The 13,130-nt window shown below is 71.6% G+C and carries 12 protein-coding genes and 1 pseudogene; 7 read left to right on the forward strand and 6 right to left on the reverse strand.

The window, feature by feature from the left end; translation table 11 throughout:
- The first annotated feature begins 26 nt into the window (after positions 1-26).
- From modB to V5F75_RS00700, 3 genes are all read left to right on the forward strand, one after another.
- Positions 27-710 carry a molybdate ABC transporter permease subunit gene (gene modB / locus V5F75_RS00690; protein ID WP_394034272.1) on the forward strand — a complete coding sequence of 228 codons (684 nt, stop codon included), beginning with the start codon at positions 27-29 and terminating at the stop codon, positions 708-710.
- Positions 707-1,762 carry a molybdenum ABC transporter ATP-binding protein gene (gene modC / locus V5F75_RS00695; protein WP_394034273.1) on the forward strand — a complete coding sequence of 352 codons (1,056 nt, stop codon included), beginning with the start codon at positions 707-709 and terminating at the stop codon, positions 1,760-1,762. The genes modB and modC overlap by 4 nt, the downstream gene beginning before the upstream one ends.
- A gap of 344 nt (positions 1,763-2,106) precedes the next feature.
- Positions 2,107-2,628: a MarR family winged helix-turn-helix transcriptional regulator gene (locus V5F75_RS00700; protein WP_394034274.1), complete on the forward strand. Its 522-nt coding sequence runs from the start codon at positions 2,107-2,109 to the stop codon at positions 2,626-2,628.
- A 49-nt stretch (positions 2,629-2,677) separates the two neighbouring features.
- Here V5F75_RS00700 and V5F75_RS00705 read toward each other — a convergent pair whose 3' ends face one another.
- Entirely contained in the window at positions 2,678-4,300 is a 1,623-nt protein-coding gene (locus tag V5F75_RS00705; RefSeq protein ID WP_394034275.1) for a gamma-glutamyltransferase family protein, read from the reverse strand.
- Between the two features lie 32 nt (positions 4,301-4,332).
- Positions 4,333-5,124, reverse strand: a complete 792-nt coding sequence (locus V5F75_RS00710) for a TetR/AcrR family transcriptional regulator (RefSeq protein ID WP_394034276.1) — start codon at positions 5,122-5,124, stop codon at positions 4,333-4,335.
- Positions 5,125-5,234: 110 nt separating this feature from the next.
- Between V5F75_RS00710 and V5F75_RS00715 the strand changes: the two genes are divergently transcribed.
- Positions 5,235-6,464, forward strand: coding sequence for an amidase (locus V5F75_RS00715; protein ID WP_394034277.1), 1,230 nt, complete (start codon positions 5,235-5,237; stop codon positions 6,462-6,464).
- Positions 6,465-6,572: 108 nt separating this feature from the next.
- On the opposite strand, the gene V5F75_RS00720 is transcribed toward V5F75_RS00715, so the two are convergent.
- Positions 6,573-7,649, reverse strand: a complete 1,077-nt coding sequence (locus tag V5F75_RS00720; protein WP_394034278.1) for a 3-hydroxyacyl-CoA dehydrogenase NAD-binding domain-containing protein — start codon at positions 7,647-7,649, stop codon at positions 6,573-6,575.
- 365 nt (positions 7,650-8,014) lie between these two features.
- On the reverse strand, positions 8,015-8,806 hold the full coding sequence (locus V5F75_RS00725; protein WP_394034406.1) for an SDR family NAD(P)-dependent oxidoreductase: 792 nt from the start codon (positions 8,804-8,806) through the stop codon (positions 8,015-8,017).
- Positions 8,807-8,916: 110 nt separating this feature from the next.
- Between V5F75_RS00725 and V5F75_RS00730 the strand changes: the two genes are divergently transcribed.
- The gene (locus V5F75_RS00730) at positions 8,917-9,495 is read left to right on the forward strand and encodes a TetR/AcrR family transcriptional regulator (RefSeq protein WP_394034279.1); all 579 of its coding nucleotides are present in this window, start codon (positions 8,917-8,919) and stop codon (positions 9,493-9,495) included.
- Positions 9,496-9,548: 53 nt separating this feature from the next.
- Here the strand turns inward: V5F75_RS00730 and V5F75_RS00735 are convergent.
- A pseudogene (locus V5F75_RS00735) lies at positions 9,549-10,078 on the reverse strand (molybdopterin cofactor-binding domain-containing protein); the annotation flags it as partial.
- A 114-nt stretch (positions 10,079-10,192) separates the two neighbouring features.
- On the reverse strand, positions 10,193-11,086 hold the full coding sequence (locus tag V5F75_RS00740; protein ID WP_394034280.1) for a LysR family transcriptional regulator: 894 nt from the start codon (positions 11,084-11,086) through the stop codon (positions 10,193-10,195).
- Between the two features lie 116 nt (positions 11,087-11,202).
- On the opposite strand from V5F75_RS00740, the gene V5F75_RS00745 reads away from it, so the two are divergent.
- Both V5F75_RS00745 and V5F75_RS00750 read left to right on the forward strand, forming a co-directional pair.
- Complete coding sequence (locus V5F75_RS00745) at positions 11,203-12,273, forward strand: NAD(P)-dependent alcohol dehydrogenase (protein ID WP_394034281.1); 1,071 nt, start codon at positions 11,203-11,205, stop codon at positions 12,271-12,273.
- A 68-nt stretch (positions 12,274-12,341) separates the two neighbouring features.
- A complete protein-coding gene (locus V5F75_RS00750) occupies positions 12,342-13,040 on the forward strand; it encodes a RibD family protein (RefSeq protein ID WP_394034282.1) in 699 nt (232 codons plus the stop codon).
- Positions 13,041-13,130: the final 90 nt, after the last annotated feature.

The raw sequence follows: 13,130 nt of genomic DNA on the forward strand, positions 1-13,130 counted from the left end.
ACGCGATCCTGATCTGAATATTCTCCATGGACTTCAGCCTTAGCGCGGAAGAGTGGCAGGCGGTCCGCCTCAGCCTCGTGGTGGCCGCCCAGGCGGTCGCCATGGGCCTGCCGCTGGCGATCATGGTGTCGCTGCTGCTGCGGTGGCCCGGCCTTCCCGGCCGGACCGCCCTCAACATCTTCGTGCACCTGCCGCTCGTCCTGCCGCCGGTGGTGGTGGGCTGGATGCTGCTGGTGGTGTTCGGCATCCGCGGCCCCATCGGCCAGTTCCTCAACAACTGGTTCGGCATCCGCCTGGTGTTCACCGCCAACGGCGCGGCGCTGGCGTGCGCGGTCATGAGCTTTCCGCTCATGGTGCGGGCGATCCGGCTCTCGCTCGATTCGGTGGACCGCGGGCTCGAGGATGCCGCGAGCACCCTCGGCGCGCGGTCGGTGGACCGCTTCTTCTCGGTCACCCTGCCGCTCATGGCGCCGGGCGTCGTCTCCGGCGCCATCACCGCCTATGCGGCGAGCCTCGGTGAGTTCGGCGCGGTCATCACCTTCGCCTCCAACGTTCCGGGACAGACCCAGACCCTGCCGCTCGCCATCTTCACCGCCCTGCAGACCCCGGGCGGCGAGGACGCGGCGGCGCGCCTCTCCTTGATTTCGGTGGTGCTCGCCGTGGCCGGCCTGCTCATCGGCGAATGGGTCGGAAAGCGGCTGCGCGCATGAGCCTCGACGTCACGGTCAAGCACGACTTTCCCAGCTTCTCGCTGGATGTCGCCTTCAGCGCGCCGACACCGGGCGTGGTGGCGCTGTTCGGCCCCTCGGGCTGCGGCAAGACCACGGTGATGTCCGCCGTGTCGGGCCTGCTCAAGGCCGACACCGCGCGCATCGTCCTCGACGGCGACGTGCTCTCCGACAAGGCGCCGGCGGAGCGCCGCATCGGCGTCGTCTTCCAGGACGGGCGGCTGTTCCCCCACATGTCGGTGGGGAGCAACCTGCGCTACGGCATGCGCCGCGCCCCCGAGGGGCCGGTGAAGTTCGACGAGACGGTGGAGCTGCTCGGCATCGGCCACCTGCTCGACCGGCGGCCGGGCCGGCTCTCCGGCGGCGAGCGCCAGCGCGTCGCCATCGGCCGCGCCCTGCTCAGCCAGCCGCGCCTGCTGCTGATGGACGAGCCCATGGCGGCCCTCGACGCCTCGCGCAAGCAGGAGATCATGCCCTTCCTCGCGCGCCTGCACGACGAGATGCACATCCCCATCATGATCGTCACCCATTCCATCGAGGAGGTGGCGCGGCTGGCGGACACGCTGGTGCTCATCTCCAAGGGGCACATCGAGGCCGCCGGCCCCGTGGGGGAGGTGCTGGCGCGCGCCGATTTGCCCTTCTCCACCGGCACCAACGCCGGCGCGGTGCTCTCCGCGCGGATCGGCCGGCACGACGGCGCGCGCTGGCTCACCGAGATCGACGCCGGCGGCGTGAAGATCCTGGTGCCGATCATGGACCGGCCGCCCGGCACCCCGGTGCGGGTGCGCATCCCCGCGAGCGAGGTGGCGCTGGCGCTGAAGGAGCCCCAGGCCATCAGCACCAACAACGTCATCGCCGGCACCGTGCGCAACGTGCGCGAGACCGAGGACAAGACCATGGCGCTGGCCGAGGTCGCGGTGGGCGACACCCTGTTCCTCTCCCAGCTCACGCCCGATTCCCGGCACGATCTCGACATCCAGCCCGGCAAGCCGGTGCTGGCGCTGTTCAAGTCCATCGGCGTGCAGGTGCTCTGAGGGCAAGTCCAGCAGAAGCGCGGCGGCTTCGCACCCGGAGTTCAGATGAGACGAACACTTGGATCATGTGCGACGAACCCGTGTTTGTCGGACATGATCCGGGAATGCCTCCCGCGGCACCGTGAAGACTTCCCCGACGTCGGGTTAGGCACCGGGCGCACGGCGCCCCGCTCCGTCCCCGGAGCTTTGGCCCCTCTTTCCACACGCGCCGCCGTCACTGCGCTGGAAAGACGGCGCGGCATCGCGCGCGGCGGCCGGCTCTGGCACGCGCCCGCCCGGCAGGGTATTGGGCAGCTTGCGGGCCCGATCGCAGCCCGCGCGCCGGAGGGCGGCAGGGGGAGAGCATGGCGGCATCCAGGAAAGCGAAGGGCGAGGCCCCATCCCGCGCGGCGGAACCCGAGACCCGCCCGGAGACGGACTGGGCCCTGTTCGAGCGGCCGGGCTTCCTCGCCCGGCGGGTGCACCAGATCCATGTGAGCCTGTTCGCCGAGCTGTGCGCACCCTTCGGCGTGACGCCGGTGCAATATTCCCTGCTCTCGGCCCTCGCCGGCCGCGAGGAGGCGGACCAGACCACCCTCTCGCGCCTCGTCGCCCTCGACCGCACCACCACCACCGGCGCGCTGAAGCGGCTGGAGGCGCGCGGCCTCGTGCGGCGCTCCACCTCCGCCACCGACCGGCGCTCGCAGAGCTGCTCGCTCACCGCCGAAGGCCGCGCCCTGCTGGAGCAGATGGAGGGCGCCGCCCGCCAAGCCCACGCCGCCACGGTGGAGATGCTGAGCCCGCAGGAGAAGGCCGCGCTCATCGGCGCCATGAAGAAGATCGTGGAGGCGCACGCCGCCCGCCGGTCGAAGTTCGATCTCGGCTGAGGCCATCGGCCCCGGTCTTTGATTGGTGCCAAGTGGTTCAGCCCGCGCCTCAGAACGCCACGGCCTGCCCGTCCCGGCGCGGGTCGCTCACCGCCGCATAGCCCTCCGCCGCCGGATCGCCCATGCGCCAGATGAACTGGCCGGCGCCGAAATCGTGATAGGGGTCGGCGTTCACCGTCAGCCTGTGGCCGCGCGCGGCCAAAGCGGCGCGGGTGGCCTGCGGCATGGCGGCCTCGATATCGAGGGCGAGGCCGGCGTTGAAGCGCCAGCGCGGCGCGTCGCAGGCGGCCTGCGGGTTCTGGCCGAAATCGAGCATGCGCACCAGGGTCTGCACATGGCCCTGGGGCTGCATGTTGGCGCCCACCACGCCGAAGCTCATCACGGGGGCGCCGTCGCGGGTGAGGAAGGCGGGAATGATGGTGTGGAACGGGCGCTTGCGCGGGCCCACCACGTTCGGGCTCTCGGGATCGAGCGAAAAGCCGTGGCCCCGGTTCTGCAGCGAGAGGCCCCATTCCGGCAGCACCACGCCCGAGCCGAAGCCGTTGAAATTGCTCTGGATGAAACTCACCATCATGCCCGAGGCGTCGGCCGCCGAGAGATAGATGGTGCCGCCGCGCACCGGATTGCCGGGCGCGAACGGCTGGGCGCGCCCCATGTCGATGAGGCCGGCGCGCGTGTCGAGATAGGCGGGGTCGAGCAGCGCCTCCGCCGGGACGCGCATGTGCGCGGGGTCCGCCACCTGGTGGTAGACGTCGGCGAAGGCGAGCTTGACCGCCTCGATCATCAGGTGGTGCGCGTCCGGCCCGTCGGGATCGAGGGCGCCCAGGTCGAAGCGGGAGAGGATGCCGAGCGCCATCAGCGCGGTGAGGCCCTGCCCGCTCGGCGGCAGCTCGTGCAGCGTGTAGCCGCGATAGGATTGCGCGATGGGCTCCACCCACTCCGGAGCGTAATCGGCCATGTCGGCGGCGCCGAGGGCGGCGCCCGCCGCCTTCGCCCGCCCCGCCAGCGCCGCGGCGATCTCGCCGCGATAGAAGGCCTCGCCCCGGGTCTCGGCAATGGCCCGCAGGGCGCGCGCGGCGCCGGGCATGCGGAACAGCTCGCCCGCGCGCGGCGCGCGGCCACGGGGCAGGAAGGCCTGCGCGAAGCCCTCCTGGCGCGCGAGGTCCGGCAGGGCGGCGGCCATCTCCCATTTCACGGCGTCCACCGGCGGCACCGCATAGCCCCGCTCCGCGATCTCGATGGCCGGCGCGAGCAGATCGGCGAAAGCCAGGCGTCCGAAGCGCGCCGAGAGCGCGGCCCAGCCGCCCACGGCGCCGGGCACGGTCACCGCATCCCAGCCGCGCTGGGGCGGGCGCTTCGCCTCGGCGCCGTAGCGGGCACGGAAATAATCGGGGCTCCAGCCCGCCGGCGCCCGGCCGGAGGCGTTGAGCCCATGCAGGCGCGTGCCGTCCCACAGGAGGCAGAAGGCATCCGAGCCGAGGCCGTTGTTGCAGGGCTCGAGCACCGTCATGGCGGCGGCGCAGGCGATGGCCGCATCCACCGCATTGCCTCCCTTCCACATCATGGCGAGCCCCGCCTGGGCCGCCAGCGGATGGGAGGTGGACACCGCGTTCCTGCCGAACACGGGCAGGCGGCGGGAGGGATAGCCGGCGGTCCAGTCGAAGTGCGTCATCTCGGCTCCGGAGCGGAAGGGACGGAAAGGGTTCAGGGCCGCCGCACGCGCGGCGCGGCCTTGGCGGACGCGGCGGCGGGAGAGGGGCCGCGCGGGGCGGTGAGATAGGAAAGCACCACCTCCACCACCTCCGCCCGGCGCCGCGCCAGCCAGGCGGCATCTCCCAGATCGAAGCCGAACAAGGCGGACAGCGTGTCGCGCTGGGCCACGTGGGTGATGGAGAGCGAGAGGATGGTGATGTAGAGCCCCGCGGCATCCGGCGCGACGGTGAAGACGCCTTCGGCGCGCCCGCGCGCCAGGAGGCCGCCGATGGCATCGAGCAGCGGACGCACCGAGGCGCCCAGCCCCGGCAGCTGCCGGGCGAAGGCCGCGCCGGCCATGTTCTCGTTGCGGATGATGGCGACGAAATCCGGCGTGTCGCGCAGATAGTCGAAGGTGAATTCCACCAGCCGCCGCACGCCCTCCAGCGGTGGCAGAGCGGCAAGGTCCAGCCCCTGCTCCAGCGCGCGCAGGTGCGCATAGGTGGCCTCCAGCACCGCGCGGTAGAGGCCCTCCTTGTCGCCGAAATAGCGGTAGATCATCTGCACGTTGGTCTCGGCCGCGCCGGCGATGCGCTCCACCCGCGCCCCGGCGAAGCCCTCGCGCGCGAACGCCTCGCGGGCGGCAGCGAGGATGCGGGCGCGGGTCGCGGCGGCGTCACGCGGGCGGGCCGGCCGGGATGCGGATCGCGGCGCGGGCGCCGCCGGCGCGGCAATGGAAAGGGGCGGCTCGCGGGTCTTGGGCAGCGTCGCCTCCGCTGGCGGGTCGTGAACGGCTCTCGACATATATGCAAAAATTTACTTACATGTCACGCGGCACCGGCGCGCCGCGCTCCGGTGCCGATGGCCCGCCCTGCCGGCGGTCCGCTCCACGCCTCCAGCTCCGGGATCACGCCATGTCCGGCACGCCCTCCGCCGATCGCACCCCCCTCCCCTCCGCCTCGCCCACCGGGGCGGAGGCGGCCGGCGCCTTCGTGCCGGGCCCGCGCGTGCATGTGCCGGGGGCGGCGGGCGGGCCGCTGGCCGGGCTCTCCTTCGCGGTGAAGGACGTGCTCGATGTCGCCGGCACGGTCACCGGCAACGGCCATCCCGAATGGGCGCGCACCCATGCGCCCGCCGCCGCCCATGCGGCAGCCGTGGCGCGGCTGCTGGAGGCCGGCGCCAGCGTGGCCGGCAAGACCATATCCGATGAACTCGCCTACTCCCTCACCGGGGAGAACGTGCATTACGGCACCCCGCTCAACAGCGCGGCGCCGGATCGCGTGCCGGGCGGCTCGTCCAGCGGCTCGGCGGCTGCGGTGGCGGCCGGGCTCGTGGATTTCGCTTTGGGCTCCGACTGCGGCGGCTCGGTGCGGGTGCCGGCGAGCTATTGCGGCATCCTGGGCATGCGGCCCACCCACGGGCGGGTGCCGGCGCAGGGCATCGCCCCCTTCGCGCCCAGCTTCGATTGCGTGGGCTGGTTCGCGCGCGATCCCGGCGTCTTCGCCGCCGTGGGCCGGGTGCTGCTGGGGGAAGGCGGGCCTGAGGCCATGCCCACCCGCCTGCTGATCGCCACCGATGCCTTCGCCCTGCTGGCCGAGGACGTGCGCGCGGCCCTCACCGCAGCGGTGCGACGGGTGGAGGCGGCGGTGGCGCCGGCCGAGGGCGTCGTGCTGGCGCCCGAGGGTCTCTCGGCGTGGTCGGCCGCCTTCCGCGCGCTCCAGGCGGAGGAGATCTGGCAGAGCGTCGGCGGCTGGGTGAAGGCCACGCGGCCCACGTTCGGCCCCGGCGTGCGGGAGCGCTTCGCGGCGGCCGAAACGCAGCCCCCCGCCGAGGCGGCCGCCGCGCGCCCGGTGCGCGAAGCGGTGCGGGTGCGCACGGATGCCCTGCTGCCCGAGGGCACTGTGCTGCTGCTGCCCACCACGCCCCGCATCGCCCCGCTCAGGGGATCGGCCGCAGCCGACACGGAGGTGGCCTACCGCCACCTCGCCATGAACCTTTTGTGCCCCGCCGGCCTCGCCGGCCTGCCGCAGGTGTCGCTGCCGCTGGCGCGGGTGGAAGGGGCACCCATCGGCCTCTCCCTGGTGGCGCGGCGCGGCAGCGACCTCGCCCTCCTCGCGCTCGCCACCGCCGTCTGCGCCGGCTGACCATAAAGCGCTGACACGCGGCATGGAGGGCGTCGTTCCGAGGCCCGCCTCGGAACGACGATCCGGAAGGGGCCGGCCGCCCGTGCCCCGTCCGGCGGCGCGGCGCGCTCAGCGCTCGGCGGAGGGGTCGCCCTCGATGTCCTCCTCCGGCGTCTGCCGGGTCACGGAGACCGGGTCGCTGCCTGGGAAGGTTTCTTCCAGCGCCTCGTCGAGGCGGGCATCCACGGCTGCGGCTTCCGCCTCGGCGCTCTCGGCGGCGCGCAGGGTGAGGATCTGCGTGAGCAGCCGGTCGCGCCAATGGGCGAGCTCGGTCATGGAGCGGCCGTCCGCCTCGGCCTTCACGCCGTCCACCAGCGCCTTCTGCAGCTCGGGCGTCATGTTTGGCGTGCCGAGATCGGCCCACCAGGTCTCCACCGCCGGCAGCAGGTGCTCCATGAAGTGGGCGAGGCCGCCCTGGCCGCCGCCGAGGTTGAAGGTCATGTGCGGGCCCATGAGCGCCCAGCGCAGGCCGGGCCCCTCGCTCACCGCCGCATCGACGTCGGCCACCGAGGCGACGCCCTCCTGGACCAGATAGATGGCCTCGCGCCACAGGGCGGCCTGGAGGCGGTTCGCCACGTGGCCGGTCACCTCCTTGCGGATCTCGATGGGCCGCTTGCCGATGGCCTTGTAGAAGGCCATGGCGGCATCGATGGCGGCGCGGCTCGCCTCCTGGCCGCCCACCACCTCCACCAGCGGAATGAGGTGGGGCGGATTGAACGGGTGGCCGATGACGCAGCGATCCGGGAAGCGGCAGCCTTCCGACATGCGCGTGACCAGCAGGCCGGAAGAGGAGGAGGCGATCACCACCTCGCGCGGCAGCACGGCGTCGATCAGCGGCAGCAGCTTCTGCTTCACCTCGTAGCGCTCGGGCGCGTTCTCCTGCACGAAGTCCACGCCCTCCACGGCCTTCACCGGGTCGGGCTCGAAGCGCCAGGCCTTCGGGTCGCCCTGGGTGGCGCCGAGGGCGCGCAGCACCGGCCATGCGCCGTCGATGAGATGCTGGGTGTGCGCCTGCGCGCCCGGGGCGGGATCGCTCACCACCACGTCGAGCCCATGGGCCAGGAAATGCGCCGCCCAGCTCGCGCCGATGGTGCCGGCGCCGATGACGGCAACGCGGCGGACGGGATGATGGGAGGTTTCGGCCATGGCTACGCTCCTTCAGGCGGATGGAACCTGCGCCGGGTCTACGCCAGCTTCGGCCGCGCGTCGATGACCTGGAGGCGGCTCCACCACGGGAAAGGCGCGCCCGGCGGCGCCTCCTCGCGCCGCGCTCGCGATTCGTCTCTGACGACAGCCTCGCCTCTGCCTTATCCACATGGGCCGGCGCCGCGCCGGCGGCCTCGAACGGGAAGATCCGATCCACCACGGGCCGGATCGCGCGCGCCTCGATGAGGGCCGCGACCCGCCCCGATCGCCCGCCGTGAGGGCATGTCCCGCACCGCCAGCGGAGGCCGCGCCCGCCGGTCGTCACGCCGCCCGGTCGTCTCCGGGCACGGACGGGTCAGGCGCGTTCACGCGCGATCTTCGCGATAGCGCTCCGCGGGGTGCTCCTGCGCGAAGCCGGGAAGCATGGCCAGACGCGCGACCTGATAGGCCTCCCACTGCCCGGCATCGTGGAGCGGCGGGATCGTCACCGCCTCGCGACGGTCGAAGCCCACCAGAGCGGCATCCACCAGCTCGCCCACCGCCATCACCCCCGGGACCCCGTTGAGGTCGATGCTGGCGCGCTCCCAGATCTCGGTGCGCGTCGCCGCCGGCAGAACCGCCTGGACATAGACCCCCTTCGGGCCCAGCTCCAGGCTGAGCCCCTGGGATAGGGCCAGGACGAACGCCTTGGTGGCGCCATAGACCGCCATGCCGAATTCCGGCGCCAGCCCGACGACCGAGGAGATATTGATGATGGCACCCTCCCCTGCCCGGACCAGCCGAGGAGCGACGGCGCTGGCGAGGCGCGCCACGGCCGTGGTGTTGAGGGCCACCAGCCGCGCGACGGCATCGGATGGCTGGTCGACGAATGCGCCGCTCAGGGCCGCGCCGGCATTGTTGACGAGAATGCCGATCCGGCTGTCCTCGCGCAGGCGCGCCTCCACCGCGGCAAGCTCTTCGGGCGCGGTGAGATCGGCGGGCAGAATATCGACGGAGATGCGCGCCTCCGCGCGCAGCCGCGCCGCCAGCGCCTCCATTCGGGCCGCGTCCCGGGCCACGAGCACGAGGTCATGCCCCCGGCGCGCGAACCGCTCGGCATAGGTCGCGCCGATACCCGAGGACGCTCCGGTGATGAGAATGGAGGGATGGGCTGCCATGGCATTGCTCCAGCGAGAGGGTGGTCGTATATTCATGATGAGCATCATGATAATGCACCAAACATGACACCCATCATCTAATTGTCAATGACCTTCGTGCGGAGCCTGAAATGAGAGTCAGTCGCGATCAGATGGCGCAGAACCGCCTCCGCATCCTCGATGCGGCGGCCAGCCTCTTCCGGGAGAAGGGGTTCGATGCCGTCAGCGTGGCGGAAGTGATGAAGGCCGCCGGCCTCACCCATGGCGGCTTTTACGGGCATTTCGCCTCGAAGGACGACCTCATCGCCCAGACCCTCGTCCATGCCTTCGCCGCGACCGACGGCAAAAGCGGGGGCAAAGGCCGGGGTCTTGCCGCCTTCATGGACGCCTATCTTTCGGCGCGGCATCGCGACCATCCGGATGAGGGCTGCCCGACCGCCTGCCTCGCCGCCGACACCCGCCACCAGACGCCATCGGCGCGCGCGGCCATGACGGCGGGCGTGCGATCGCAGATCGACCGCATCGGCGCGGCGCTGCCGGAAGGCGATGCCGCGGAACGGCGGCGCGCCGCCATCGGGAGCTGGGCGGCCATGGTGGGCGCCATGATCCTCGCCCGCGCCGTGGACGACCCGGAGTTTTCAAACGAGCTGCTCGCGCAGACCCGCGCCTGGATCGACGCCCGCACCGGCCAGGGCCCGGACGGCACCTGACCGGCACGCGCGCCGTGCGGCGGGGGCTCCTCCGCATGGGGCGGCCGATCACCTCAGCTGGCGCCAAGATCGACGTTCCTGGGCGGCAGGTCGCGCACCCTCTTGCCGGTCGCCGCGAACACGGCATTGAGCACCGCCGGGGCGGCCACGGCGATGGTGGGCTCGCCCACCCCGCCCCAGAAGCCGCCGGAGGGCACCGCGATCACCTCGACATCGGGCATCTCGTCGAGGCGCATCACATTGCAGGTGTCGAAACTCGACTGCTCGATGCGCCCGTCCTTCACCGGCACCCGTCATAAAGCATGGCCGAAAGCCCGTGGACGAACGATCCCGCCACCTGCGCCTCCACCTGCTGCGGGTTCACCACGTGGCCGGGGTCGGTGGCTGCGACGATGCGGTGGATCTTCAGCTTGCCGGCGGAAACCGACACTTCCGCCGCCGCCACATAGCTGCCGAAACCCATGACCTGCGCGAGGCCGCGCGCCCGGCCCTCGGCCGGCCGCGTGGTTTCCCAGCCTATGCCCTTGGCGGCGGCTTCGAGCACTGCCAGGTGCCTGGGATGCTTCGCCGTCAGCCGGCGGCGAGCAGGCCTTCGGCACCGCCACCAGCATGCCGGGCAGGGTGTAATCGACGCCATAGATCAGCGAGCCGTCGAGCTTGTCCCGCGTGTCGATGCGCATTCATGAGTGACCCAGCGTCACTCCCGGTAGCGCAACGCCTCCACCAGCATCGCGAAGGCGGCGGAAGGCTGGCGCCGGCTGGGATAGTAGAGGTGATAGCCCGGAAACGTCGGGCACCAGTCCTCCAGCACGCGCACCAGCCGCCCGTCCGCAAGGTACGCCGCGGCCTGATCCTCCATGACGAAGCCCAGCCCGAACCCGGCGGCGGCGGCCCTGACGATCATGGGCACGGTGTTGAAGGTCAGCTGCCCCTCGACCCGCACCCGGATCTCGCGCCCGTCCTTCTCCATCTCCCAGGCATAGAGGCCGCCCGAGGTGAGCATGCGCAGGTTGATGCACGGATGCTCGGCGAGGTGGTGGGGCGTGCGGGGCACCGGATGCCGCTCGAAATAGCCGGGCGACCCCACCACGATCATGCGCAGATCGGGACCGATACGCACCGCCACCATGTCCTTCGCCAGCGCCTCGCCCAGCCTTACCCCGGCATCGAAACGCGCGGTGACGATGTCGGTCAGGCTGGAATCGAGGCTCAGTTCCACATGGATGTCGGGATAGTCGGGCAGGAGCCTTTCGAGCGCCGGCCACAGCACGGTGTCGGCGGCGTGCTGGGAGGTGGTGATGCGGATCGTTCCGGCCGGCTTCTCGCGGAGCTCGCTCAGGGAGGCGATCTCGGCGCCGATGCTCTCCAGCGCGGGCTTCAGCGCGCGGAGAAGACGCTCGCCGGCCTCCGTGGGCGCCACGCTCCGGGTGGTGCGGGTGAGGAGCCGCACCCCGAGCTGCGCCTCCAGCCGGCGCACCGTGTGGCTGAGCGAGGACTGGGAGGTGCCCAGCCGGGCGGCGGCGCGCGTGAAGCTGCTCTCCTCGGCCACCACGAGGAAGGCGTTGAGATCGACCAGGTCCTCGCGCCGCATTCATGAACTCCGAACATAGCTTCATGCAGTTTATGGCGGCTAATCCCCTGAATGGCTCACGAGTAGGTTATCTTTGAGCTGCACGGCGCTGGCGGCTCGAACAAGGATGACCCGCCATGAAGACCACCGGATACGCCGCGCGCGCGGCGGACGCTCCGCTCGCTCCCTTCGACTTCGAGCGACGCGATCTGCGCCCGAACGACGTGGCCATGGAAGTGCTCTATTGCGGCGTCTGCCACTCGGATCTCCACCAGGCCCGCAATGACTGGGGCTGGAGCCGCTACCCCCTGGTGCCCGGCCACGAGATCATCGGCCGCGTGATCGCCGTCGGCGGCGCGGTGAAGCGCTACAAGCTCGGCGATCACGTGGCGGTCGGGTGCATGGTGGACAGCTGCCAGGAATGCGACCAGTGCCGCAAGGGGCTGGAGCAGCTCTGCCGCAAGGGCAATGTGCAGACCTACAGCGACACCGACCGCTTCTCGTGCGCGCCCGCGGCTCCCACCCATGGCGGCTATTCCAAGCACCTCGTCGTGCGGGAGGAGTTCGCGCTCAGCGTGCCCGACGGCCTGGACCTCTCGAAGGCGGCACCGCTGCTGTGCGCCGGCATCACCACCTATTCGCCGCTGCGCACCTGGAATGCGGGGCCGGGCAGCCGCGTGGGCGTGATCGGCCTCGGCGGGCTCGGGCACATGGCGGTGAAGCTCGCCGCGGCCATGGGCGCGGACGTGACCGTGCTGAGCCGGACCCGCCACAAGGAGGCCGATGCGCTCGCCCTCGGCGCCGACCGGCTGCTGGTCTCCAGCGACGCCGAGGCCATGGGAAAGGCCGCCTCCGGCTTCGATCTCATCATCGACACCGTGCCGGTGAAGCACGACATCAACCCCTATGTGTCCCTCCTCGATGTGGACGGCACCCTGGTGCTGGTGGGACAGGTCGGCCCGCTCGACGAGCCGTCGACCGTGCCGCTGCTGCTGGGCCGGCGGCGGATCGCCGGCTCGCCCATCGGCGGGATCGCCGAGACGCAGGAGATGCTGAACTTCTGCGCCAAGGCCGGCGTGCTGCCCGACGTGGAGATGATCCGCATGGACGAGATCAACGCCGCCTTCGCGCGGCTGGAGCGCGCCGACGTGCGCTATCGCTTCGTGATCGACATGGCCACTCTCCCGGCGCCGCAGGCCGCGGCGTAGGCCATCCCCAGGGCGCCGCCGCGGAAAGCCCGCTGGCGTGCCGCTCCTCCCTTCCCGGGTGCTCCCTCATGAAGCCCTACGTCATCTGCCACATGATCTCGTCCCTGGACGGCCGGCTTCATCCGAGCCGCTGGAGCGCGAGCCCGGACGGCACGCGCGGCCAGTGGTCGGCCACCTATCAGCAGGTGCACGAGCAGCTTGAAGGCGATGCCTGGCTCGTGGGCCGCGTGACCATGGCGGAGATGACGAGCGCCGTCGCGCACCCGCCGTCCGCGCACGGCGCGGTAGAACGCCCTTGCCATTTGGCCGCGCCGCACGCCGCGAGCCTCGCCGTCGCCCTCGACCCTTCGGGCAAGCTCCACTTCGCCGGCGGCGAAATGGACGGCGACCACATCGTCGTGCTGCTCGGGCGCGACGTGCCCGACAGCCATCTCGCCGAGCTGGCATCGGACGGCGCGTCCTATCTCGTCTCGGAAACCCGCGAGCTGGACCTCGCGGCGATGCTGGACGCGCTGGGCCGCGTCTTCGGCGTTCGCAGGCTGCTGCTCGAAGGCGGAGCCGCCACCAGCGGCGCCTTCCTCGCGGCCGGACTGGTGGATGAGCTGAGCCTGCTCCTGGCGCCCGCCCTTGATGGCAGTCCGGACAGCCCATCCGTCGTGGTTGCGGACGAGGACGGGCTGTCCGGCAAGGTGCAGCTTTCGCTGACCTCCTGCACGCCCCTGGAGCACGGGCTCGTGCACCTGCGCTACGCGGTCGGCGCAGGCTAGGGCACTTTCCGTTCGCACCGGCTCATGGATAGCGCTCTAGGCTCTTGAATTTACGCATCTTCTTCACCCGGACCGGCATCCACTTCGCTT

Origin of the sequence: Xanthobacter albus, from assembly GCF_043194895.2 — a bacterium.
Lineage (GTDB): Bacteria > Pseudomonadota > Alphaproteobacteria > Rhizobiales > Xanthobacteraceae > Xanthobacter.